22 protein-coding genes are annotated in these 22,426 nt (G+C 71.1%); 8 read left to right on the top strand and 14 right to left on the bottom strand.

Translation table 11 applies throughout. The features are described from left to right. Positions 1-76 precede the first annotated feature (76 nt). A complete protein-coding gene (gene rfbA, locus C6N31_RS17310; protein WP_138353538.1) occupies positions 77-958 on the top strand; it encodes a glucose-1-phosphate thymidylyltransferase RfbA in 882 nt (293 codons plus the stop codon). Continuing rightward, positions 955-1,557 carry a dTDP-4-dehydrorhamnose 3,5-epimerase gene (rfbC, locus tag C6N31_RS17315; RefSeq protein WP_138353537.1) on the top strand — a complete coding sequence of 201 codons (603 nt, stop codon included), beginning with the start codon at positions 955-957 and terminating at the stop codon, positions 1,555-1,557. The genes rfbA and rfbC overlap by 4 nt, the downstream gene beginning before the upstream one ends. A 40-nt stretch (positions 1,558-1,597) precedes the next feature. Here rfbC and purU read toward each other — a convergent pair whose 3' ends face one another. After that, on the bottom strand, positions 1,598-2,452 hold the full coding sequence (gene purU / locus C6N31_RS17320; protein ID WP_343241464.1) for a formyltetrahydrofolate deformylase: 855 nt from the start codon (positions 2,450-2,452) through the stop codon (positions 1,598-1,600). A 46-nt stretch (positions 2,453-2,498) separates the two neighbouring features. Continuing rightward, a complete protein-coding gene (locus tag C6N31_RS17325) occupies positions 2,499-2,945 on the bottom strand; it encodes an SCO4402 family protein (RefSeq protein WP_187145299.1) in 447 nt (148 codons plus the stop codon). Between the two features lie 193 nt (positions 2,946-3,138). On the opposite strand from C6N31_RS17325, the gene C6N31_RS17330 reads away from it, so the two are divergent. Continuing rightward, positions 3,139-4,362 carry an ABC transporter substrate-binding protein gene (locus C6N31_RS17330; protein ID WP_232485318.1) on the top strand — a complete coding sequence of 408 codons (1,224 nt, stop codon included), beginning with the start codon at positions 3,139-3,141 and terminating at the stop codon, positions 4,360-4,362. A gap of 34 nt (positions 4,363-4,396) precedes the next feature. On the opposite strand, the gene C6N31_RS17335 is transcribed toward C6N31_RS17330, so the two are convergent. Next, a complete protein-coding gene (locus C6N31_RS17335) occupies positions 4,397-5,827 on the bottom strand; it encodes a hypothetical protein (protein ID WP_198357792.1) in 1,431 nt (476 codons plus the stop codon). Between the two features lie 273 nt (positions 5,828-6,100). Further along, a complete protein-coding gene (locus C6N31_RS17340; protein WP_198357793.1) occupies positions 6,101-7,483 on the bottom strand; it encodes an NsdA family TPR-like regulatory protein in 1,383 nt (460 codons plus the stop codon). A 273-nt stretch (positions 7,484-7,756) separates the two neighbouring features. Here C6N31_RS17340 and C6N31_RS17345 point away from each other — a divergent pair, with 273 nt between their 5' ends. The 3 genes from C6N31_RS17345 (at position 7,757) to C6N31_RS17355 (ending at position 10,916) form a co-directional block, all read left to right on the top strand. Beyond that, entirely contained in the window at positions 7,757-8,413 is a 657-nt protein-coding gene (locus C6N31_RS17345; RefSeq protein ID WP_138353531.1) for a bifunctional DNA primase/polymerase, read from the top strand. Positions 8,414-8,490: 77 nt separating this feature from the next. Further along, positions 8,491-9,318 carry an ABC transporter ATP-binding protein gene (locus C6N31_RS17350; RefSeq protein ID WP_138353530.1) on the top strand — a complete coding sequence of 276 codons (828 nt, stop codon included), beginning with the start codon at positions 8,491-8,493 and terminating at the stop codon, positions 9,316-9,318. Further along, positions 9,315-10,916 (top strand): transporter, encoded by a 1,602-nt coding sequence (locus tag C6N31_RS17355; RefSeq protein ID WP_198357794.1) that lies wholly within the window; start codon positions 9,315-9,317, stop codon positions 10,914-10,916. The genes C6N31_RS17350 and C6N31_RS17355 overlap by 4 nt, the downstream gene beginning before the upstream one ends. 72 nt (positions 10,917-10,988) lie before the next feature. Here C6N31_RS17355 and C6N31_RS17360 read toward each other — a convergent pair whose 3' ends face one another. From C6N31_RS17360 to C6N31_RS17405, 10 genes are all read right to left on the bottom strand, one after another. Next, positions 10,989-13,970, bottom strand: a complete 2,982-nt coding sequence (locus tag C6N31_RS17360) for a BTAD domain-containing putative transcriptional regulator (RefSeq protein ID WP_198357795.1) — start codon at positions 13,968-13,970, stop codon at positions 10,989-10,991. Between the two features lie 55 nt (positions 13,971-14,025). Then, entirely contained in the window at positions 14,026-14,484 is a 459-nt protein-coding gene (locus C6N31_RS17365) for a TadE/TadG family type IV pilus assembly protein (RefSeq protein ID WP_244809219.1), read from the bottom strand. Continuing rightward, on the bottom strand, positions 14,481-14,918 hold the full coding sequence (locus C6N31_RS17370; RefSeq protein WP_138353527.1) for a TadE/TadG family type IV pilus assembly protein: 438 nt from the start codon (positions 14,916-14,918) through the stop codon (positions 14,481-14,483). Before C6N31_RS17370 ends, C6N31_RS17365 begins: the two co-directional genes overlap by 4 nt. A gap of 8 nt (positions 14,919-14,926) precedes the next feature. Next, entirely contained in the window at positions 14,927-15,406 is a 480-nt protein-coding gene (locus tag C6N31_RS17375; RefSeq protein ID WP_138353526.1) for a TadE family protein, read from the bottom strand. Between the two features lie 8 nt (positions 15,407-15,414). Continuing rightward, positions 15,415-15,663 carry a hypothetical protein gene (locus C6N31_RS17380; RefSeq protein ID WP_138353525.1) on the bottom strand — a complete coding sequence of 83 codons (249 nt, stop codon included), beginning with the start codon at positions 15,661-15,663 and terminating at the stop codon, positions 15,415-15,417. A 92-nt stretch (positions 15,664-15,755) separates the two neighbouring features. Further along, complete coding sequence (locus C6N31_RS17385; protein WP_232485320.1) at positions 15,756-16,667, bottom strand: type II secretion system F family protein; 912 nt, start codon at positions 16,665-16,667, stop codon at positions 15,756-15,758. Continuing rightward, positions 16,664-17,554 carry a type II secretion system F family protein gene (locus C6N31_RS17390; protein WP_138353597.1) on the bottom strand — a complete coding sequence of 297 codons (891 nt, stop codon included), beginning with the start codon at positions 17,552-17,554 and terminating at the stop codon, positions 16,664-16,666. Before C6N31_RS17390 ends, C6N31_RS17385 begins: the two co-directional genes overlap by 4 nt. Next, complete coding sequence (locus tag C6N31_RS17395; RefSeq protein ID WP_138353524.1) at positions 17,554-18,861, bottom strand: TadA family conjugal transfer-associated ATPase; 1,308 nt, start codon at positions 18,859-18,861, stop codon at positions 17,554-17,556. The genes C6N31_RS17390 and C6N31_RS17395 overlap by 1 nt, the downstream gene beginning before the upstream one ends. A gap of 13 nt (positions 18,862-18,874) precedes the next feature. After that, positions 18,875-19,675: a hypothetical protein gene (locus tag C6N31_RS17400; protein ID WP_138353523.1), complete on the bottom strand. Its 801-nt coding sequence runs from the start codon at positions 19,673-19,675 to the stop codon at positions 18,875-18,877. A gap of 8 nt (positions 19,676-19,683) precedes the next feature. After that, positions 19,684-20,358 (bottom strand): hypothetical protein, encoded by a 675-nt coding sequence (locus tag C6N31_RS17405; RefSeq protein ID WP_232485321.1) that lies wholly within the window; start codon positions 20,356-20,358, stop codon positions 19,684-19,686. Between the two features lie 400 nt (positions 20,359-20,758). Here C6N31_RS17405 and C6N31_RS17410 point away from each other — a divergent pair, with 400 nt between their 5' ends. Both C6N31_RS17410 and C6N31_RS17415 read left to right on the top strand, forming a co-directional pair. Continuing rightward, positions 20,759-21,406: a hypothetical protein gene (locus C6N31_RS17410; protein ID WP_307811451.1), complete on the top strand. Its 648-nt coding sequence runs from the start codon at positions 20,759-20,761 to the stop codon at positions 21,404-21,406. Further along, positions 21,394-22,416, top strand: coding sequence for a hypothetical protein (locus C6N31_RS17415; RefSeq protein WP_198357797.1), 1,023 nt, complete (start codon positions 21,394-21,396; stop codon positions 22,414-22,416). The genes C6N31_RS17410 and C6N31_RS17415 overlap by 13 nt, the downstream gene beginning before the upstream one ends. Positions 22,417-22,426: the final 10 nt, after the last annotated feature.

Below are 22,426 nucleotides of genomic sequence, written 5' to 3' on the forward strand. Positions count from 1 at the left end.
CTCTAGCCGTTCCCCGAGTGCAGGGGCGAAGCCGAGCAGTCTTCGGCCGCCTGCCGCCGGAGAAAGTAGAAACAACATGCGTGGTATCCTCCTCGCCGGCGGGACCGGGTCCCGGCTGTGGCCGATCACCAAAGCGGTCTCCAAACAGCTGATGCCGGTCTACGACAAGCCGATGGTCTATTACCCGCTGTCGACGCTCATGATGGCGGGAATTCGCGACATACTGCTCATCACCACCGAGCAGGACCAGGAGCAGTTCCGCCGGCTCCTCGGCGACGGCTCGCAATTCGGTATCAATATCGAATACCGCTCGCAGCCGAATCCCGGTGGAATCGCCCAGGCTTTCCAGATCGGTGCGGACTTCATCGGCGGTGAGCCGGTGGCGCTCATTCTCGGTGACAACATCTTCCACGGCGCGGGCCTCGGGCGGCAATTGCAGGACCACAGCTCCCCCGACGGCGGCGTGATCTTCGCCTACCAGGTGAAGGACCCCACCGCATACGGCGTCGTCGAGTTCGACGAGCACGGCAACGCGCTGTCGATCGAGGAGAAGCCGGAGCGGCCGAAGTCGCGCTTCGCCGTCCCGGGCCTCTACTTCTACGACAGCCAGGTCGTGGACATCACCAACAGCCTGAAGCCCAGCGCGCGCGGCGAACTGGAGATCACCGAGGTCAACGCGACCTACCTGCAGCAGGGCAAGCTCCGGGTCTCCGTACTGGACCGCGGCACCGCCTGGCTGGACACCGGCACCTTCGACTCCCTCGTCCAGGCCTCGGAGTACGTCCGGGTCATCGAGGAGCGGCAGGGGCTGAAGCTCGGCTGCGTCGAGGAGACCGCCTGGCGGATGGGGTTCATCGACTCCGAGCAGCTGCGCAAACTGGCCGAACCGCTGCTGAAGAGCGGCTACGGCGAATACCTCGTCAACACGCTCGCCCTCGAAGAGGACCTCCCGCGATGAACATCCGACCGCTGTCCTTCCACGGCGCCTGGGAGATCACCCCCCAGCAGCACGGCGACCCGCGCGGCCTGTTCCTGGAGTGGTACCGCTTCGACCGGCTGGAGGCCGAGGTCGGGCATCCGATGCGGCTCGCGCAGGCCAACATGTCGGTGTCGTCGAAGGACGTCGTGCGCGGCATCCACTTCGCCGACGTCCCGATGGGCCAGTCCAAGTACGTGACGTGCGTACGCGGCGCGGTGCTCGACGTGGTGGTCGACCTGCGGGTCGGCTCGCCGACCTTCGGCCAGTGGGAGGGCGTCCGGCTGGACGACGTGGACCGCAAGGCCCTCTACATCGCGGAGGGCATGGGCCACGGCTTCTGCGCCCTCAGCGACGACGCCACGCTCTCGTACCTCGTCTCGGACGTCTTCCGTCCCGACAAGGAGCACGGTGTGCACCCGCTCGACCCCGAGCTCGGCATCGACTGGCAGACCGGCGCGCCCCAGCTGTCCGCCCGGGACGCGGCCGCCCCCAGCTTCGCGGAGATGCGGGACGGCGGCCGGCTGCCGGACTTCGACGTCTGCCAGGCCCGCTACAAGGAGCTGGGCGCCGGCGCCTGACCGGACCGGACCGGACCGGTACGGCCCGCGGCACCGCACGTCAGGCGAAGACGACCGTGCGGTGCCCGTTGATCAGGACGCGGTGCTCGCTGTGCCACTTCACGGCGCGCGCCAGCGCCTGGCACTCGACGTCACGGCCGATCGCCACGAGCTGCTCGGGGGTGACCTCGTGCCCCACCCGCTCGACCTCCTGCTCGATGATCGGGCCCTCGTCGAGGGCCGCCGTCACGTAGTGCGCGGTCGCGCCGATCAGCTTCACCCCGCGCGCGTGCGCCTGGTGGTAGGGCTTGGCGCCCTTGAAGCTCGGCAGGAACGAGTGGTGGATGTTGATGATCCGGCCGGGCAGCCGCTTGCACAGGTCGTCGGAGATGACCTGCATGTAGCGGGCCAGCACCACCAGGTCCACGCGCTCCGCCTCGACCAGTTCCAGCAGCCGCGCCTCCGCCTGGTCCTTGGTGTCGGCGGTCACCGGGATGTGGTGGAACGGGATGCCGTAGGAGCCGGCGAGCTCCTCGAAGTCCGTGTGGTTGGAGACCACGGCCGCGATCTCGACGGGCAGCGCGCCGATCCGGGTGCGGAACAGCAGATCGTTCAGGCAGTGCCCGAACTTGCTGACCATGAGGACGACCCGCATCTTCTCGTCCGCCGCGTGCAGCTGCCAGTCCATCTGGAAGGCGCTGCCGATCGCCGCGAAGCTCGCGCGCAGTTTGTCCTGGTCCACCGGCGGCTCCGCCGTGAAGTGCACCCGCATGAAGAACAGCCCGGTGTCCTGGTCCCCGAACTGCTGGCTGTCCACGATGTTGCAGCCGGTCATGAAGAGGTAGCTCGACACGGCATGCACGATGCCCTGCTTGTCGGGACAGGACAGCGTCAGCACATATTGCGGTTCGTTCACCACGTCAGCCTCGCACACGCGGCCGCTCGCACGGCGCCGCCGTCCGTCAGGCGGTACGCGTGTAGATCGCCAGGACGTCGAGCGAGCGCGGCGGCGCGTCCACGTCGTCCCCGTCGGCCGTCGCGAGCTTGACGTGCGCCTCACGGGCGGCGCGGACCGCCTCCGGCCAGGCGTGGTGCTCCAGGTAGGTGCTGACCGGCGCGTCCGCGCCCACCTGGTGCAGGATCTTCAGCACCCGGAGCACCGCGACGTCGACGAGCGCGGCCTCCTGCGAGTCGCGGAAGATCGTCCCGACGTATTTCTCGGCGGACCAGTTGTCGAGCCAGGTGTCCTCGACGAGGCGGTAGACGGCGTCGGTGACGTCGCCGAAACCGGGCACCCCGGCGAGCCAGCACTCCTGCTGGAACACCGGGTCGCTGATCATGTGCAGCGCCGAGCGCACATTGCTGCGCCAGCGCCACCAAGGCATGTCATTGAGCGGCATGCCCCCCATCGTGGAGGAGCGGGTACCGCGGCGGGAAGTCTTCTCCGAAGTCTGCACGGTGACCGATCGTACGTTCCCTCGAATCCGCACCTGCAATTCACCTGAACGTGACGCTGCGTTCGCCCACGATCACCCGCACGTTGAGGGCGGGACGGAAACGTCCATGTTCATGACTGAGCGGCGTTCGCGCAAGGCTGTCCTGTTGGCTGTATCGACGACCTGCGCGGCGCTGATCAGCGGCTGCGGTGCGATCCCGGGGAGCGCGGGGGGCTCCCCGGGACCCGTGGTCGTCATGACCTGGGCGCCGGACGGTACGAAATCGACCAACATGCCAGGAATGCCCGCCATGGCGCAGGCGTTCGCGGCGCACGTCAACGCCTCGGGCGGGCTGAACGGCCGCGACCTCAAGGTCCTCACCTGCAACGACCACAACGACACGGTCGAGGCCGCGAAGTGCGCGCAGCGGGCCCAGGAAGAGGGCGCGGTCGCCGTCATCGGCTCGTACAGCGAGCACGCCAACAGCTTCACCTCCATCCTGGAGTCGGCCGGGATCCCGTACATCGGGGGCTACGGGATAACCCAGGAGGAGTTCCAGAGCCCCATGTCCTATCCCGTCAACGGCGGCCTGCCGGCCCTGCTGACGGGCAGCGGGAAGCAACTGGCGGCCTCCTGCTCCAAGGTCAGCCTGGTGCGGCCGGACACCATCGTCGGCGACCAGTTCCCGCTGTTCCTCGACGCCGGTCTCAAGGCCGGCGGCCGGCCCGCCGCCAACGACCTGCCGACGGCCGACGACTCCACCGAGTACACCGGCGTCGCCCAGCGGGCGGTCGGCAACGCCCACTCCGGCACCTGTGTCTCGGCCGTGCTCGGCGACCGCACGGACACCTTCATCGACTCGCTCCGGCGGCTCGGCAACGAGCTGCCCGACGTGCGGCTCTCCTCGGTGATCGGCAGCATCCAGCAGTCGCTGATCGACAGCACCGGCGGGAGGAACAGCCCGCTGGAGAACGCGTTCGCCACCGGCTGGTACCCGCCGACCTCGGATCCCAAGTGGGACGCGATGAAGGAGGTCGTGAAGAAGTACGCCTTCGGTGACAACCGGATCGACGTCGCCGACCCCGGCGTCCAGACCACCTGGATCGCGTACTCGGTCTTCACCGAGGTCGTCCGGGCGATGGGCGAGGAGGAGGTCAACCCCATGACCCTCAAGCGCGCGCTGGACAAGGCGAACGCCATCTCGACCGGCGGCCTCACCCCGGACCTCGGCTGGCGCAACGAGAACATGCTCCCGGTGCCGGGCCACCCGCGGATGGTGAACGCGAAGGTCGTCTACCAGGTCGTCAAGGACGGCCGGCTGGTCGCCGCCCGCACCGGATTCGTCGACATGGCGGCGACGCTCGGCCGCCAGGTGAGCCAGAACGGCTAGCAGCGGGCGCCCGGACCCCGGGCGCCCGCTCGGCTCAGAGCTGGGAGTACTCCCGCTCGGTCAGGTTGTGCTGCTTCGCGATCGCGTTCCAGAGCCGGACGGCCCGCTTCTTCTGCGCCGTAGCGCTGCCGCTCTCGCGGTCGCCCACCGACTTGACCGGGGTGCCCTTCGCGTGGCCGCCCTTGCAGGTCTTGCCGTCGCTGGCCGCCTGGTCCGCCCAGGACGCGTACGCGTTGTCGGCCGCGGCCGACGCCGCCCACGCCTTGTTCAGCGCCTCGGTCAGCTCCGCGTGCTGCGGCAGCTGGTCCACCTGCAGGGCCGCGAGGCGGGTGACGAGCGTGCCGCGCTGGCCGGCCGCCGCGCGCAGGTCGGTCGCCGCCTGGGGCAGGTTCTTGCAGGACTTGATCGACTCCACCGCGCTGACCACGGAGGACCGGCTGCTGCCGCTGTCCTTGAGGAGTGTGTCCAGGGACTTCGCCTGCTTCGTGACGGCGTCGTCGGCGGCTCCGCCCGGCTGCGCGGACGCTCCGGTCGACGAGGATGGTGGCTTGCTCGCCTTGGCCGCGTCCTTGCTGTCGTCGCCGCCCGCGCTGAGCGCGGCGCCCGCGGCCAGCCCGGCCAGGGCGCAGCCGACGACCACGATGCCGATCACCGCGGCCGGGGAGAGCCGGCGGCGCGATCCGCCACCGCCGCCACCGTTCGCACCATTTGCGTGGTTCGCACCGTTCGCTCCGTCGTACGGATCCGCATAGGCCTGAGCGGGCGCCGGAGCCGGCGGCGCTGCCTGGCCCCGGTAGGGCTGCTGACGGGCCGGCTCCGGCCTCGGCTGCTGCCGGGGGCCGTCCTGCCGGTACAGGTGGTCGTAGTCGCCCGAGGGGGCGGACTGCGGCTCGTCGTACGACTGGTCGTACGAGGGCCCCTGCGGCTGGTCGTACGACGGCTCGTCGAAGATCGAGAGCGACAGGTGCCGGGTGGCCTCCGCCTCGCTCTCGGCGGGGTACCCGGCGGGACCGGTCCCCGCCCCGAAGTGCTCGGGCGTGAACGGCTCGGGAGCGAACGGCTCGGCCTTGAACGGGTCCGGGGTGAACGGCTCCGGGGGCGGCGACGAACGCGGATACGGGGGCAGGAACTGGGTGGCGTCCGCCTCCGGCACCGGTGCGGCGGCCGCCTGCGGCGCCGGGGGCATCGCGGGCGGCATCGGCGGCATCGCGGGAGCAGGCGGGGTGGCCTGCGGATACGGCGGGAACATCATCGTCGCGTCCGCCCCCGCGCCGGCCTCGGGCGGCAGCGGCTGCGCGGCGCCCGGCGCCTGGTCCCACGGCTGGCCGCCGGCGGGCCGCACATGGTCGTCGTAATGCTGCGGCGGCTGCTCCGGTGGCAGCACCACACCCCTTCGGGGCTCGGGCGTTCCCGGGTTCTGCCGGTACTGATCGTCCGGCGTCTCGTCGCCGTGTCCGCTGTGCATCGCCGGAACTCCCGCCTTTACCCGTCGTCGGACCCGTCATCGGACTCGACGGCTCACGCTACCGGGTCAGCCTGAGAACCCACCACGCACCCGATCGGGCGAGGGCCGGACAGGGCCGCGTTGACGACGGGGAAGGACCGAATGGCGAGGTATCGGCCGTCTCTTGGGCGGTCGTGCACGGCGATGTCGTTCCGGTAACGATTCCGGCGGGTGGCGATTCCGCCGGTACCGCGTGCGCCGGGGCGGCGCGCACCCCGGGAGGACCGCCGGGCGCTATGCGGCGGCCTCCTGCTCCTGCAGATGGGCGCCGAACTCCCGTACCGCGGGCTCCGCTCCGTACGGTTCCAGGCGGCGGCGGAAGTCGTCCAGATATTCGGCACCGCGATGGGAGCGCAGCCCGGTCAGCAGGGCCACCGCCTCGGTGCCCGTGTGGCAGGCCTGCTCGATCTCGCGCTGCTGCACCTGGGCGTCGGCGAGGAGCAGCAGCCCGATCGCGCGGCGGCGCACCCGCGTCGGGGGGTGGCCCGCGAGGGACTCCTCGGCGCGCCGGGCGGCCGGGGCCGCCTGGCCGAGGTCGCGGTGGCCGTGCGCCAACTCATCGGCCAGATAGGCCTGGTCGAAGTGGGAGATCCAGTCGGGGTCGTCGTCCGGGTTGGAATGTTCCAGCGCGTCGACGGCCTGTCCGGCGACCGACGCGAACGTCCGGGCGTCGCCGAGCAGCGCGTGCCCGCGGGCCTCCGCCGCGTAGAACATCGCCTGCGCGGTGGGGGTGACCTGCCCGCGCGCGCCCTCCTGCGCGGCCCGCGCGAGCTGCGCGATCTCGCGCGGATTGCCGAGCGTCTCGGCGAGATGGCTCATCCCGGCGGCCAGCACGTAGCCGCCGTAGCCGCGGTCGCCCGCCGCCTGCGCGAGCCGCAGCGCCTGGATGTAGTAGCGCTGCGCGAGCCCCGGCTGCCCGGTGTCGACGGCCATGTAGCCGGCGAGTTCGGTCAACCGCGCCACCGCGCCGAAGAGCTGACGGCCGGTCGCCTCGCGGTAGGAGCCCGCCAGCAGCCCCGACACGACGCTGTTGAGGTAGTGCACGACGACCGGCCGCACATGGCCGCTGCCGAAGCGGTGATCCAGGTCGACGAGCGCCTTCGTCGTGGCCCGCACCGCCTCCACGTCCGCCTTGCCGACCCGCGACCCGCCGGCCCGGGCGACGGCGCCGTCGGTACGGGTGATCAGCCAGTCACGGCTGGGCTCGACGAGGGCCGAGGCGGCCACCGTCGACCCGGTGAGGAAGTCCCGGCGCCCGACGTCGCTGCGCCACAGCTCGCAGACCTGCTCGATCGCACCGAGAACGGTGGGCGCGAAGTGCAGCCCGATGCCGGTGGCGAGGTTCTTGCCGTTGGCCATGCCGATCTCGTCGATGGAGACGGCGCGCCCCAGCTTGCGGCCCAGCGCCTCGGAGATGATGGCCGGCGCCCGGCCGCGCGGCTGCTGGCCTCTCAGCCAGCGGGCGACGGACGTCTTGTCGTACCGCAGGTCGAGGCCGTGCTCGGCCCCGCACATGTTGACCCGGCGGGCCAGGCCGGCGTTGGAGCAGCCGGCTTCCTGGATGAGCGCCTGCAGCCGTTCGTTCGGCTGCCGCGCCACCAGTGGTCGTGCGGCCATATAGTGCCCCTCCTTCATCGCGGGATCACGGGCCTGTGCCCGTCGTCCCGCTCCCCCTGGCGATCTTCGATAAGAGATCAATGCCCAGCACACATGACGTGAATTCACCGTTTTCACGGCATTTCTTCCAGGGCGTACGTCACCGCACCCACCAGGGACTACCCGCATCCTGGGCCGCGTTCCCGCACGCGCCCCCGGCCGTGCACCCGTGCGCCCGCGATGAGCCGCGGCTCCACCCCGTAACCCTTGGTGACCGAGGTAGTTGTGCAGCGCGTGGAAGACACCATCGGAGCCCCCCCGCAGCAGCTCACCGACCAACTGCTCGACACAGCGGTCCGATACGCGGAGGAGCGGCACTGGGACGTGCTGCCCGGCTCCTGGCTGGAGGACGACGGCGGCGGGTCACGCTGCTCGTGCGACTCCCCCGCCTGCCCGGCGCCGGGCGCGCACCCGACCCGCCCCGACTGGGCGACCCAGGCCAGCGGCAGCGCCGTCGCGGTGCGCCGGATGTGGTCCAAGCAGCCGCGGGCGTCGATCCTGCTGCCGACCGGACGCACCTTCGACGCGATCGACGTCCCCGAGGTGGCCGGCTGCCTCGCCCTCGCCCGCATGGAACGGATGGACCTGCCGCTGGGCCCGGTGCTCTGCACCCCCAACCGGCGGCTGATCTTCCTGGTGCTGCCCGGCGCGTCGGTCAAGGTCCCCGACCTGCTGCGCAAGCTGGGCTGGCCGCCCGCCTCCCTGGACCTCCTGGTCCGCGGCGAGGGCGACTTCATCGCGTCCCCGCCCACCCGCACCGGCACCGGCGGCTCCGTGCAGTGGGCGCGCCAGCCCACCGCCCTCAACCGCTGGCTCCCCGACGTCGAGGAACTGCTGAGCCCGCTGGCGTACGCGTGCGGCCGCGAGGCGGCGGCGAGCCGGGCCCGATAGCACCCGCCGGGGCCTGACAGGGCCTGCTCTAGGCTTCCCCGTGGATCAGCGGTCTCCACGGGGAAGGACGGCGCAACGTGCCGAAGACATTCGAGGCGGGTGCACCCGACGAGGGCGCACCGGATCAAGGCGCAGCGGACCAGGGCTACGCGGTCAGCGTCCACAACCTGTGGAAGTCCTTCGGCGAGCAGGTGGCCGTGGCCGGGATCGACCTCGAACTCCCGGCCGGACGGTTCATCGGCCTGGTCGGCCCGAACGGCGCCGGCAAGACCACCACGCTCTCCATGGTCACCGGCCTGCTCCGCCCCGACGACGGCACCGTCCTGATCACCGGCCACGACGTCTGGACCGACCCCGTCGCCGTGAAGTCCCGGATCGGCGTGCTCCCCGAGGGGCTGCGGCTCTTCGAACGTCTGTCGGGCCGCGAACTGCTTGCCTACACCGGCCGGTTGCGCGGTCTGCCCGGCGCCGAGGTCGACAAGCGCGCCGCGCAGCTGCTCGACGTCCTCGACCTCTCCGCCGCGCAGAACAAGCTGGTCGTCGACTACTCGACCGGTATGCGGAAGAAGATCGGACTGGCCGCGGCGCTGCTCCACAACCCCGAAGTGCTCTTCCTCGACGAGCCCTTCGAGGGCGTCGACCCGGTGTCCGCGCAGGTCATCCGCGGTGTCCTGGAGCGATACACCCGCTCGGGCGCCACCGTCGTGTTCTCCTCGCACGTCATGGAGCTCGTGGAGAGCCTCTGCGACTGGGTCGCGGTGATGGCCGCCGGCCGGATCGTCGCCCAGGGCCCGCTCGCCGACGTACGGGGGGAGGCGTCCTCCCTCCAGGACGCGTTCCTGTCGCTCGTCGGCGCCACCGAACGCGGCGGCCAGGACCTCGACTGGCTGGGCGGCGCACGATGAGCGCCCCGGCCACGCACCCGTCGGTCACGCCGGTCTTCATCCGTCTCAAACTCGCCATCATCCGCAACGGACTGCGGCAGTCCACCGGCCGCACCATCGGCTGGATCGTCGGCGTCGTCTTCGCGATGCTGTACGGGCTCGCCATGGGCGTCGGGATGATCGCGCTGCGCCACAGCGAATACGGGCCGGCGGCCGCCGTCGGGCTGGCCGTCGTCCTCATCATCGGCTGGGCCGTCATGCCGCTGTTCCTCTTCGGCGGCGACGACACCCTCGACCCCACCCGCCTCGCCATGCTGCCGCTGCGCCCGCGGCCGCTGATCTCCGCCCTGCTGATCTCGTCGCTGCTGGGCGTGGGACCGGTCTTCACGGTCATCGTGACGGCTGGCGCGGTGTCCGCGCTGGCGGGCAACGCGGTCTCCATCGTCGTCGCGATCGTCGCCGTCGCGCTGGTACTGCTGCTGTGCGTGGCGCTGTCGCGCGCCGTCGCCGCCGCCAACACCCGTCTGCTCACCAGCCGCAAGGGGCGCGACCTCGCGCTGCTCAGCGGCCTGTTCGTGGCGGTCGGCGCGCAGCTCGTCAACCTCGGCGCCAGCTCGCTCGCCTCGTCCGACGGCCTGGACCGCGTCAAGTCCCTCGCCTCCGTGCTCCGCTGGCTGCCACCCGCCCCCGCGATCGACGCGGTCCGCGCGGCGACCGGGGGCTCCTACGGTCTCGCCGTCCTCGAACTCCTCTACGTCGCGGCCGTCCTGGCCCTGGTGATCCGCTGGTGGCACCACAGCCTGTACCGGCTGATGGTCACCCCCGACGCCTCCACCCTCCAGGCCGCGGAGAAGGAGGCGGGCACCGGCGGCGGCCGGCTCGCCGCGCTGCTGCCCGGCGGCCGCACCGGCACCGTGATGGAACGCCAGTTCCGCTACGCCTGGCGCGATCCGCGCTCCAAGGCGGCCTGGGCGACGGCGCTGGCCGTCGGACTGCTGCTGCCGATCGTGGCCGCCGTCCAGCACGGCAGCATCTACTCGGCGTGCTGGGCCGCCGGGCTCCTCGGCATGCAGATGTACAACCAGTTCGGTGTCGACGGCTCCGCCTTCTGGACGGTCGCCTCCACCATCTCCACCCGCGCCGACGCCCACGCGGAACTGCGCGCCCGCGCACTGGCCCTGTCGACCGTCGCCGTCCCGTACGTCACGATCGTCACCATCGGAGCGGCCCTGCTCCTCGGCCGGCCGGACGCCGTCCCGGAGACCCTGGGGCTGTCCCTCGCCCTCCTGGGCGCCCTCATCGCCGCCGGCGCCTTCGCCAGCGTCCGCTTCCCGTACGCCCTCCCCCAGGACAACCCGTTCGGCAGCTCGGCCCCCGGCCAGGGCGGCCTCGCCGCGATCAGCCTCTTCGGCGGCGGTCTCACCGGCGCGGCCTGCTGTCTCCCGCTCGTCGGCCTGACGATCTACCTCCACGTCGCCGACCACCACGCCTACCTCTGGATCCTGCTGCCGATCGGCGCCCTCTACGCCGTGACCCTGGCCGCGGCATCCCTCCGCTTCACGGCCCCCCGCCTCCTCAACCGCCTCCCGGAGATTTTGACGGCGGTGGCGAAGGGCTGAGCACAGCGAACGCCCGGGCGCGAACGCCCGGGCGCCGGTTGGCCGATCCGCGATTGCTCAGTTGGCGATCGTTCAGTTGGCGATACTGCCGATGCTGCCGCGCCAGGACGGAAGGAGTTCGTCCAGCAGGGCTTCGACGCGGGGCGGCAGGCCGCGGGCCGCGCCGTTGAGGGTGTGGTTGCGGGCCAGGAGGGATTCGGCGGCGGCTTCGAGGCGGGCCGGGTCGCCGGTGGCGTGGGTCGCGTGCAGGAGGGCGAGCCAGAGGCGCTCGTCGGAGCCGGTGACCGCCAGGGCGGTCTGCACGGCGGCGACGGCGGCCTTCGGCTTGCCCGCGTCGAGGTGCAGGCCCGCCAGGGCGAGGGCGACCTCCGCGACGAGGACCGGGTGCTGGGCGTCGACGATCTCGTGGGCGAGCCAGCCGTAGCGGCCCGGGGCGCGGTCCTCCAGGAGGGAGCCGCGGGCCAGCGCGAGGGCGTCGGCCAGCAGCCGGCGGCGGGTCTGCGGATCGTCGGCGCCCGGGCCCTCGGAGGCCGCGTGGTGCAGGGTCTGCAGGACGTCCCAGTCGGAGACGACCGTGCTGGACAGCACGAGGCGGCCGGTGGCGTCGTACGACATCCGCGACGAGCCGTCGGCGTCGGTGCCGAGCCAGTCGCGCAGCCGGTCGATGAGCGCGTCGCGCACGTCGTCGGTGACGCCGCGCGGCCAGAGCGCGGAGGCCAGCACCCGCGGGTGGACGCCCTCACGGTGCAGCAGGAGCAGCGCCAGCGCCTCGTGGAGGAGCAGGCTGCGCCCGGCCTCCGGGGTTTCGAGGCCGATGAGTTCGAACGGGCCGAGGAGGCGGGCGTACACCCCGGGCCGGCCCTGGTCGGTGAGGTCGACCATGAACGGCGGCACGGAGGCGGACGGTTCGCGGTCCGGGTCGGCCGCCGCGAACAGCCCGAGGATCGCCTCGTACTGGGCGGCCGGGAGCAGCTGTGCCTCCAGGTCCAGACCGAGGAGCGGGGCGAGCAGCCGGCCCGCCGAGGTGACCTCGAGCGCCCAGGCGGCGCCCGGCAGGTCGTCCCGGGCCGACGCGACGAGGTAGCCGATGCCCAGCCGGCCGGAGTCGGCGGCGAGTTCGGCGAGCCGGTCGGCCTCCTCCTCGGTGGGCTCGGTGGCGATCAGGACGAGGTGCGGGGAGCGCTGGGTGTGCTGGGCGCTGCCGGTCCGGCCGGTCAGTACGTTGTCCTGTCCTGCGGTCCGCAGCGCGGCGGAGCGCTGCGCGGTCTCGGCGGCCATCGTCTCGATGACCTCGGGGACGTCCGCGAGGTGCCGGATCCTGGCCGGCGCGAGGGCCGTGAGGTCCTCGGCGAAGCCCACAAGCGTCACCGTCATCCGGTCCGACCAGCCGTTGGTGGCGAGTTCGGCGGCGACGGAGGCGAGAACCGCCTCACGGTCGGCGCGGGCTCCGGTCAGCGACACGATGCCGGGCACCGCTTCGAGGTTGAGCATCAGCCGGGCGCCGTCGAGGGTGCCGAGGGCGGCCAGGCCCGGGTACGGGGCGCTGGCGGAGACGTCCGCGTCGGCGGGCAGGTCCGCCCGGTCCAGCCGCCAGAACGTCTGGTCCTGGCCGAGCCGCCACGGCGCGGGCGGCTGGCCCTCGGGCCAGGCCAGCTGGAGGTGCAGCGCCTCGTCGGTGAGCCATGCCGCGTAGACCGTGGGCAGCTTGCCGCCGTCCGAGGCGAGCCGTGCCGACAGGGCGCGCAGCGCGCGGTCGAGGAACGCGACGGTATCGGCGTCCGCGCCGATCCGCAGCGCGTCGGCGGCGTCGGCCTCGGGCCCGTTGGGGGTGCGGGGCGTGCGGACCGCGCCGGCGGTAACCGACTGCCACAGCGCGGTACGGCGGCGCCGCCCCAGCGCGGCGAGCAGCCCGGCCGCCAGCAGCGGGGCGCCGATGAGCGCCTCGGGCAGCCCGAATCCGTGCCCGGAGCCCTGGGATACGGACGGTGCGGCGACGGCCGGCCCGACCGGGGCCTCTTCGGCGTGGGCGGGCTGCTGGGCGGGCTTCTGCGTGGGCGTCTGGGCCGGGGTCTGAACCGGCGTTTGGGCGGGTGTCCGGACAGGTGCGGTGTGCGCCGCGTGAGCCCCTTCGGCCGCCGTGTCCTTGACCCCGCCGCGCTCCGCGTAGTGCTGCACGTCGGGAGCGGGCTTCGGCGCCGCGACGGGCATCTCCACGAGGTCGCCGCCGCGCGCGTCGGCCGGCATCTCCATGATCCAGCCGGGCCGGATCAGGCTCGCCTTGGACAGCTTCGAACCGTCGGGCTGCGCCCGGTCCTTGTTGAGCTGGTAGATCTCGTTGTAGCGGCGGCCGTCGCCGAGGTGGCGTTCGGCTATCTCCCACAGCGAATCGTGGTGCCGGCCCTCGGGCGGCTGGATCCGGTAGAACTTCGTCGCTTCCTTGGCGGCCTCCGCGGCGGCGGCCGCACCCGGCGTCACCGTCGTGGAGGCGGGCCCGCCGCCCTGCTGCTGCGTACCACCGGCCGCGTGCTGCTGGTGCTGCTGCACCTGCCCCGGCGTCTGCTGGGCGGTCACGGCCGGGCCGCCGCGGTGCGGCTGGTCGTGCAGGTTGCCGAGCTGCGCGAGCCCCGGCGTGAGGCTGGCGGCGCTCGCGCCGATCAACAGCAGCGCCGCGATCAACTGGCGCGCCAGCAACTGGCTCGGCCCCGACGCGGGCACCCGCGACGGCATCCCGATCCCGGAGATCGCGGCCTTCGTCTCCACGATCACGCACGCCGCGAACTGCGCCCACGCCAGCCAGACCACGACGGCCAGCACGTTGATGAACGTCTCCGTCGTGATCGGCTCCCGCAGCACCTCCATCGAGTAGGAGTGCGGCAGCGGCGAGCCGACGATCTTCAGCAGCGCGACCGGCACGCCCACCACCAGGACGGCGAGCGCGAGAAACGCCAGGAGCGCCCGGACGACGTCACCGAACGTACGGCGGCGGCGTGGCGGCTGCGGCCGGCCCGGTTGCGCGGGTTGGGCCGGTCGCCGACTGGCGGTCGTGCGTGCCATGGGCTCGTTCCTCTGCCTTCTGCCTTCGGTGGTGCGGTGGATGGACGGCGACGAATCAGCCGGTGGCGATCTCGGCCGCCGCCGTCCCGTGGACTGTGAAGTCCTTGCTGTAGAAGAAACCCGTCAGAGTGGGACTGTAGGTGAGCTGAATCCTCACCTCTACATGCTGGTCGGTGGTCCTGGCCAGGTCGCAGCCGGAGGCGGCGGCGTCCTCGATGCTGAGCCCCGACCGTGCGGCGAAGTCCTTGACCCGGGCGTCGCAGTTCGCGGTGTTGATCCGCGGCGGAGTGCCCGCGGGCGCGTTCCGCAGCGCCTCCACGTCGATGTCCTGGGCCGCGTAACGGGCCGCCTGCTCGGCGATGTCCGCGGCGCGCTCGCGTTTGTGGATGGACAGTCCGCCGTCGACGACGAAGGCGGCGAGCGTCATGAACACCAGGGCGAACATGAGCACCGCCGCGGTGCCGGAGCCGCGATCGTCGCGGGCCGCGGGCCGTCGCGCCGTCAGCCACGTCACGGTGCTGCCCTCCGGTACGGGTCGAGCGGCGAGGCGCTCGTGGCGGTGATGGTGTTCTTGATGTTGAGTCCCAGAACCCCGAAGCCGCGCACGGTGCACGTCACATCGACGGAGAAGAGCCCGCCGGCCTCGAAGCCCTTACTGGTCTTCGTCACGGTGGGGTGGTCGAGGCAGGTGTCCGCCAGATCCGCCTCGGCCGCCGCCTGGGCCTGGCTCATCGCCGTCGTGCCGTCGCGCTGCAGCGAGCCGGCGCGGGCGGCGTCGCGCGCGGCGCTGTCCACCGCGCCCCGGCCGTCGACCAGCTGTCCGAAGGCGACCAGGACGAGAATGAACAGGATCATGACCGGCGCGAGGATCACCACCTCGATGGTGGAGATCCCCTGATCGCCGGAGCGGCCGGCCCGACGGGCCCTGTTCCGCAGCCAACTGCGCATGACCGGCCTCAGCCCCCGATGTCCGGTACGAAGCGCTCGATCGGCCCCTGCGACTGCTCGTTCACCGTGAACGTCATCCCCGGGAAGACCGTCGGCACGGTGGCCGTCACCCGGATCCCCACGGTGTTGTTGGCGGGTCCGGAGGACGTCACCGTCGGGCCTTCCAGCAGATTCGGTCCGAGCTGCGCGATATAGCTCAACGCCGTCGATCTGGCCTTCGCCTCCCAGCCGCCGGGGTTCCCGTCCGCCTCGGCCCGCGCCTTGCGGGCGCCCGCCTGGGCGGCGGCCTGCGCGACATGGTCGGCGAAGTAGAAGAGCCCGAACTGCACGGTCGCGAAGATCATGAAGAAGAGCACCGGGGTCAGGAAGACGAACTCGATCGCGGTCATGCCGCGGTCGCCACCGGAGCCGGTGCGACTGCCCACACCGCTGTCACCGCGGGCGGCATCGAGCCTGCGGCGTACGAAAGACCCTGATCGGCTGCTCATCACTCCGCTTACTTGCAGGTACCCGTGTCGGTGGTGCCCGAGATGCAGTTGCCGACGTCGGTGGCCTTGCCCTTGAGCGCGTTGTTGATCAGTGCGGCGACCACACCGACGATGGTCACGACCACGGCCGAGATGATGACCCACTCGACGGCGGACGCGCCGCGTGAGGTCTCCTCCGAGCGGGCGTGACGCACCCGCCCCTGAATGAACGTGACGAGGAAATCGATCGCGGGGTGACTGATGGGCAAACGGTTCATGGTTCAAGTCCTCTCGACTCGGTGACTACGTGGATCAGACTCTTCGACATCAGACGATTCACAGGGTCCGGATGGTTCGACGATTCGGCGATTCAGACCTTGAAGACCCGCATCGCCGCCGGAAAGATCAGAAAGACCAGGAAGCCCGCACAGAGCAACAGCTGGGCCACGAGCATGGACTGCGACTTCTCGCCTGCCCCGCCCTCGATCTCGGCAAGCTCCCGGTGCCGCATCGTCTCCGCACGCGAGGCGAGCGACTCGCGCACCTTCGCACCGTCGTCGGCGACCAGCCCCAGCGTCACCGACAGGTCCTTCAGCTCCTCGACCCCCAGCTCGTCGCCGAGCCGCCCCAGGGCGACCCACTGGCTCGTGCCGGTGATCCGCGCGTCCGCGAGGGCGTTGCGGATGCGCAGCAGCGCCCAGCCGTCGCCGATCTCGGCGGCGGCCATGAGCGCCTCGGGCAGACCGCGGCCCCCCGCGAGGTTCATGGAGACCAGGTCGAGGTACGCACCGATGACGCGCCGCAGGTCGCGGCGCTTGTCGACGGCGTCGCGCCGTACTTCCACGTCCGGCAGGAAGAAGAAGAGCCCGCCGAAGAGCAGCGCCATCCAGAGCGGGATGACGGGGTTGCTGCCGACGCCGAGCTGCCAGGCGATCGCGAACAGGAACGGGCCGAAGAACACGCCGACCGCGGACAGCATCACCTTCGTGGCGAGGAAGCTGTCCCAGCTGCGGTCGAGGACGGCGAGGTCCGCCCGCAGCGAGCGCTGTTCCCAGCCCTGCTGCAGGTAGAAGGCCGAAACGCGCTGGCCGAGCCGCCCCTTGAGGTCGGTGGCGCGCGGAGCGGGACCGCTCGACGGCCCCGCCGCGCGCAGCGCGTCGATCTGCGCGACGGTCGCGACCGCACCACGGCGGTTCGGCATCAGCGCCCGGACAAGGGCGAAGATGCCGAGTCCGGCGATGGCGCCGACGGTCACGGTCACGGTCAGGAAGATGCTGTTCATCGGGCGCCCATCTCCTGTCGCTCGGGTGCGTGCGTCAGGAACCGCTCCGGCGTCTCGATCTTCGACAGATTGCGCAGCCACCAGAACCCGGCAGCGAACAACGCGCACACGACGCCCAGCACCAGCTGGCCGACGGCCGTCCCGTACGGCTCGACGAAGCTCCGGTTGAAGATCGCCAGCCCCAGCACAAAGGTCACCGACACCACGATGACGATCTGCACACTGCGCCGGGTGCTCGCGCGCTGCGCCATGACGCGCTGCCGCATGTCGACCTCCTCGCGGGCCGACTTGGCGAGGGCACCGAGGACCTCGCGCAGACCGGGGCCGCGGAGCCGGGAGTTGAGGATGAGCGCCGCGATGATGATGTCGGCGGAGGCGTCGTTGATCTCGTCGGCGAGGTGCTGCAGCGCGTCCGGGAGGGGCGTACGCGACCGCAGCCGGTCGACGAGCGCCTCCAGGTGGGTGCGCAGCGCCGGGGCGGCGGCCCGCGCCGAGGCGGGGATGGCCTGCTCCAGGCCGACGGCGCCGGCGATGGTGTCACGCAGCGATTCGGTCCAGGCGGCGAGCGCCTCGACGCGCTTCATCGCGGCGCGCTCCTCGGCGGCGCCGCCGAAGAGGCGGTCCCAGGTGAAGACGAGGATGCCGGTGGCGGCGCCCATCACCATCCACCGGGTCAGCGCCAGGACGACGAGTCCGCCGCCGATCGCCAGCGAGCCGCGGGTGGACAGGAAGCGGACGAGTTCGGCGGCACGCTTCCCGTTGTCGTTCGCGGCGCCCGGCTTGGGCGCCCAGCCGCGCAGCGCGACGACGAACAGCGCGATACCGCCGCCGACGGCCGTGCCGGCCAGCAGTCCGTACAGCACGGGCAGGGAGAACACACCGGTCATCATCGCCACACCCCCGAGGGCTGGTAGCCGTTGGCGAGGAGTTCGTCCAGGCAGGACAAGGGCGCGTGCGGGTAGGCCCGCCCGTCCTGGCCCTCCGCGAAGACCTCGCTGGACAGGACGCGGCCGTCGATGCCGTTGACCTCCCGGATGGATGTGACGACACGGCGCAGGGTGCCGCCGCGTTCGAAGTCGTTGCGCCGCTGCACGAAGACGACGAAGTCGATGGCGCCCGCGACGAGCATCTGGGACGCCTCGACGGGCAGCCGCTCCTTCGCCTGGAGGGCGTACGTCGAGATGCGGTTGAAGACCTCGGCGGAGCTGTTGGCGTGGATCGTGGAGAGCGAGCCGTCGTTGCCCTGCGACATCGCGTTGAGCATGGTGACGATCTCGTCGCCGAGGACCTCACCGACGATGACGCGTGAGGGGTTCATACGCAGCGACCGCCGCACCAGCTCGGCCATCGAGATCATGCCCTGGCCCTCGGAGTTGGGCAGCCGCTCCTCGAACGCCACGACGTTCGGGTGCAGTTCGGGGAACTGGTCGAGCCCGAGCTCCAGCGCCCGCTCGACGGTGATCAGACGCTCGGTCGGCCCGATGACGTTGGCGAGCGCGCGCAGCAGCGTCGTCTTCCCGGCGTTGGTGGCGCCCGCGATCATGATGTTCTTGCGGGCGAGCACGGCGGCGCTGAGGAACGAGTGCAGTTCCGGGGTGAGCGTGTTGTTGCCGACCAGGTCGGAGAGGAACACCTTGCCGAGCCGCGCCCGGCGGATGGAGAGCGCGGGGCGGCGCGTGACGTCCATGACGGCGGACAGACGCGAGCCGTCCGGGAGCCGCAGGTCGAGCTGTGGGTTCGCCGAGTCGAAGGGGCGCGACGACAGGCCCGAGTACGCGCCGAGCACCTGGATGAGCTCGATGAGCTCCTCGTCGGACTCGGCGACGGGGTCGGCGCGCAGTTCCCGGCCGTCCGAGTACCCGACGAACACCTGGTCGCAGCCGTTGATGTCGATGTTCTCGACCTCGGGGTCGTCGAGCAGCGGCTGCAGCCGTCCGACGCCGAACAGCGCGGCGTGCACGGCCGCCGCGTACGCCTCCTCGGCCTCCGCGTTGGGCGGCGTGCGGCCGAGGTTGATCTCGGCGCGCGCGTAGTCCTCCAGGATCTGCGCGATGACGGCGCGGGCGAACTGCCGCTCGTCCTCGGGGGACATCGCGGGCACGCCCGACACCTGGTCGAGGCGGCGCTGCTCGGATATGCGGTCGCCCGCGTCCTGCCGGAACCGCTTGACGAGCTGGTGGTCCATGGCGCTCATCGAAGAACCCCGCTCATCGGAGAACCCCGTACCGGTGCGGCACGTCGGCGGTGATCTGCCGGGCCGAACGGATCAGCAACGACTTGTCGAGACGGCCACGGCGGCGGCCGGCCAGCTGCTCGGCGCCCGCGGGGTCGTGCGCGAGGGTGCCGACGACGCGGGCGGCGATCTGCGAGGCGACGAGCATGTCGTTGACCTGGCTGACGATACGGGCGCTCTGTCCCGGTTCGGCAACCAGCAGCACGCCGATCGGCGGGAACCCGAGCGCGGCCGCGCCGCGCTGCGAACCGTGCAGCTTGGCGGAGAGCGCCGCGGCGCGGTCCCGCACCCTGGCGAGCTGCTCGGGCTCCGTCCGGGACACCAACAGGACGAGCGCGGCATGCGAGAACAGTTCCAGCGAGGGCGAATCGGCGCCGATCCGGCCGCAGTCGGCGAGCACGTCGGCCGCGCCGTTCGGCGACTCGGCGAGCGTCGCGAACGCCCGGCCCAGCGTCGGCCACAGCCCGACCAGCCCGGCCGCCTGCTCGGAACCGCCGAGCCCGACGACCACATCGAGGCCCCCGGCGAGCGGCTGCGCGTGGTCCCACAGCTGTTCGGCGGCCAGCCCGCGGCGGGCCGTCGCGGCCAGCGACAGCATGCCGGTGTTCGGGTCGAGCACACCGCCGTGCGCGGCCTGGCTGCGGTAGACAAGGTCACCGCCGGACGGGTCCGCCTCGACGAGCAGCGCGCGGCGCGGCCAGACGGCGGCGAGGGCGACAGCCGTCGTCGTCACACCGGGCGACCCCTTGTCCGCCGCGATCGCGATAAGTGCCATGGCGGGCCTCAGCCCTTGCTGGCGGGAACGAGCACCAGCGAGACCTCACCGGCGGACGCGGCCAGCGTCAGCGGGCCGGCGTCGCTCTGGTCGACGACGATCGAGTACGCGGTGCCGCTACTGCCGAGCGCGTCGCCTCCGCTCGTCGGTGCGGACTTGACCTTGGCGTTGTTGCTGAGCAGCGTGTTCCCGCCGCCGGAGTTGCCGGAGTTGCCGGCAGTGGACTTCGCCGCGTCGTTGCCCACGCGGTAGACGGCGACCGTGTCGCCGACCTTCAGTCCCTCGGGGAACTGCCCGCCCTTGAGGGAGAGTCCGATGATCGCTTTGCCCGCCTTGAGCTGATTGTCCTCACTGCTGAGCATCGCCCCGACAAGAACGGACCCCTTGACGAGGTCGGTAGCGGCCCAGTACTTGGCCAGCAAGCCCTTATCGCTCCACGGTACGTACTTAATATCCGAACCAGCGGCGACCATTACTTCGCGGATCGCCGAAGCCGGAATGACCTCTCCCGCCGGCACGGCTTCCGTGATCTCGATCGCCGAAATCCGGTCCCCGGCACGCATGACCAGCACCGTCGCACCCAGCGCCCCAACGAGGATGAGCAGTACGGCGAGCGCGGCCAGCGCGGGCTTCCGTTCCCGCGGCGCGACCGGCAGCCGCTCACCCGTCGGCCCACCCATCATCGGCCCGGGCACAGACGGCCTACCACCACTGCCACCTGCAGCGGAACGTTCCCTGATCTTCACGTCAATGCCCCCGTCGAGCTGGCGTGCTTGGACTCCTGGCTGCGTGGGGAGAGGTCGTCGCGCTCCGGATGGCGACAGCCCGCAGGCCGGTGTCAAGTCACCGCACGCTATCAGCGCCGCATAAACACCCTCAAGGCGCATCGTGTGACGGGAGACTCACGGAAGCGCAACGGAACTGTCCGTGATCATTCAATGATGGACAACTTCCGCCCAGGAATGTGACCCCGCCGTGCGGACCCGGTCACAGAACGGGCAGGGTCCCTGCAATCGCACCGGCATCACGGGTAACGTCGGCGTTCCTACGCTCTGTCCGCGCATAACACGGGGGACCCTCATCGTGACCCGCAGCACGCTGCCCACCGCCGTCGTCCTGGCCGCCTCGGCGACCCTCCTTCTCACCGCCTGCGGCGGCAGTGACGGCGGAGAGAAGATCGACGGCGTCGAGACGAGCAAGCCGTTGACGACCCCGCCGAGCCCGTCGGCGAGCCAGACCGGTTCCGCCCAGCGACCGGTAATCACGCTCCCGAGTGATGTGAAGGACGTCTTCGACGGCGGACAGACCGGCGACCCCGTGAAGGACGCTGTTCTGGCCGACAATGCCGAGGGCATCAAGGCGGTCGACGCGGCGATCGTGGCGGGCAAGGCCAGCACACCCGCCGTCCGCTTCTACTACGACGGCGAGGGCGCCGTCACCATGACCGAGTGGGTCCAGTCCTTCCTCACCCACAAGAACACCACGACCGGAACCGTCCGCTACTACAAGCGGGATGTGACGCTGAAGGGCGCCACCAGCGCGACGCTGATCTATTGCGCGGACGAGAGCAAGGCCTTCAACAAGAGCCGAACGACCGGGAAGATCACCACGACTCCGGTCACCAAGAACTCGTACATCGTCTACAACACCCGTCTGGAGAAGAACAAGCAGGGCGTCTGGCAGACCATCAAGATGATTTCCCAGAGGGGAGCGGCTCAGTGCCAGCCATAGGAAAGCGGATCCTGAAGCCCGGCACAGCCGCAGCACTGACACTCGTCATGGTCCTGCTGCCGGGGACCGCACGCGCCGACCGCGGTGACCCGCCCCCTCCGGAGGGCGGCAGCAACGGCCAGGACCTGTGGGCCCACGCCGGCGGAGTGTCCTACGACGAGTCGAAGAACGGCAGCGGCGACACGACCGGACCGGTCACTCCCGTCACCGCATGGACTCCCCCTCCCTGCTGGTACTCGCCAAGGTGGACACCCGCGCAGTTCAAGACATACGTGGAAGCCATTTGGAATGCCGAGTCGACCGGCCCCGAATGGGACGCCACGCAGCGGGATCGCTACGAGAAGGGCAACCCGTACACGAATTTCAACCTGGACAAGGCGGGCAAGGGCGCCTGGTGGACGTCGTACGTCCCGACAGGGGGCGCGGGCGTCCCCGGTGCGCTCGACTGCAATGAGCCCTACTTCTGGGTAGATCAGGGCGACGCACCGCCGCCGACCATCAAGAACGCCATCACGACCGAGATCCTGGCGCAGCTCGCCTACGCAAGGATTCGCGTCCCCGACACGGATATCAGCCTCAGTCCGCAGACAAAGCAGACGGTCAACCTCGCGACCTGGGCCTGGCTCGACAAGGCAGTCTTCAAGCCGGTCTCGGTCACAGCGACCGCCGATGTCCTCGGCATCTCCGCCACGACGACCGCCACGCCCGTGAGCCTGCACCTCGATCCGGGCACGAAGGACGCTGACTCGTATCCGGCTTCGGGTAATTGCTTGATCAACAAAGACGGCAGCGTCGGCACCCCGTACTCCGAGGGCCAGCGGGGTGATCCTCCGTGCGGCCTCAAATACCTCCGTGCCTCGACCGGTGGAACGTTCCCCCTCAAGGCCACCATCACTTGGCAGATCGAGTGGGTCGGTACCGGCCACCCGCAGCCGACGCGACTTTCTGACGGCACGTTTGGCCGCACCACTGATGTGACGGTCCAAGAGATCCAGGCCATCGTCCGCTGAACCGCACCTC

The sequence above is a fragment of the Streptomyces fildesensis genome (assembly GCF_016107395.1).
In the GTDB taxonomy this organism is placed as follows: Bacteria; Actinomycetota; Actinomycetes; order Streptomycetales; family Streptomycetaceae; genus Actinacidiphila; species Actinacidiphila fildesensis.

Bases quoted from the DNA above. Each gene is read 5' to 3' on its own strand.
- C6N31_RS17385 (WP_232485320.1), bottom strand. From the start codon at position 16,667: ATGAACAGCATCTTCCTGACCGTGACCGTGACCGTCGGCGCCATCGCC.
- C6N31_RS17400 (WP_138353523.1), bottom strand. From the start codon at position 19,675: ATGGCACTTATCGCGATCGCGGCGGACAAGGGGTCGCCCGGTGTGACG.
- C6N31_RS17360 (WP_198357795.1), bottom strand. From the start codon at position 13,970: ATGGCACGCACGACCGCCAGTCGGCGACCGGCCCAACCCGCGCAACCG.
- C6N31_RS17405 (WP_232485321.1), bottom strand. From the start codon at position 20,358: ATGATGGGTGGGCCGACGGGTGAGCGGCTGCCGGTCGCGCCGCGGGAA.
- C6N31_RS17375 (WP_138353526.1), bottom strand. From the start codon at position 15,406: ATGAGCAGCCGATCAGGGTCTTTCGTACGCCGCAGGCTCGATGCCGCC.
- rfbC (WP_138353537.1), top strand. From the start codon at position 955: ATGAACATCCGACCGCTGTCCTTCCACGGCGCCTGGGAGATCACCCCC.
- C6N31_RS17355 (WP_198357794.1), top strand. From the start codon at position 9,315: ATGAGCGCCCCGGCCACGCACCCGTCGGTCACGCCGGTCTTCATCCGT.
- C6N31_RS17390 (WP_138353597.1), bottom strand. From the start codon at position 17,554: ATGACCGGTGTGTTCTCCCTGCCCGTGCTGTACGGACTGCTGGCCGGC.
- C6N31_RS17380 (WP_138353525.1), bottom strand. From the start codon at position 15,663: ATGAACCGTTTGCCCATCAGTCACCCCGCGATCGATTTCCTCGTCACG.
- C6N31_RS17370 (WP_138353527.1), bottom strand. From the start codon at position 14,918: ATGCGCAGTTGGCTGCGGAACAGGGCCCGTCGGGCCGGCCGCTCCGGC.
- C6N31_RS17335 (WP_198357792.1), bottom strand. From the start codon at position 5,827: ATGCACAGCGGACACGGCGACGAGACGCCGGACGATCAGTACCGGCAG.
- C6N31_RS17395 (WP_138353524.1), bottom strand. From the start codon at position 18,861: ATGAGCGCCATGGACCACCAGCTCGTCAAGCGGTTCCGGCAGGACGCG.
- C6N31_RS17340 (WP_198357793.1), bottom strand. From the start codon at position 7,483: ATGGCCGCACGACCACTGGTGGCGCGGCAGCCGAACGAACGGCTGCAG.
- rfbA (WP_138353538.1), top strand. From the start codon at position 77: ATGCGTGGTATCCTCCTCGCCGGCGGGACCGGGTCCCGGCTGTGGCCG.
- C6N31_RS17325 (WP_187145299.1), bottom strand. From the start codon at position 2,945: ATGGGGGGCATGCCGCTCAATGACATGCCTTGGTGGCGCTGGCGCAGC.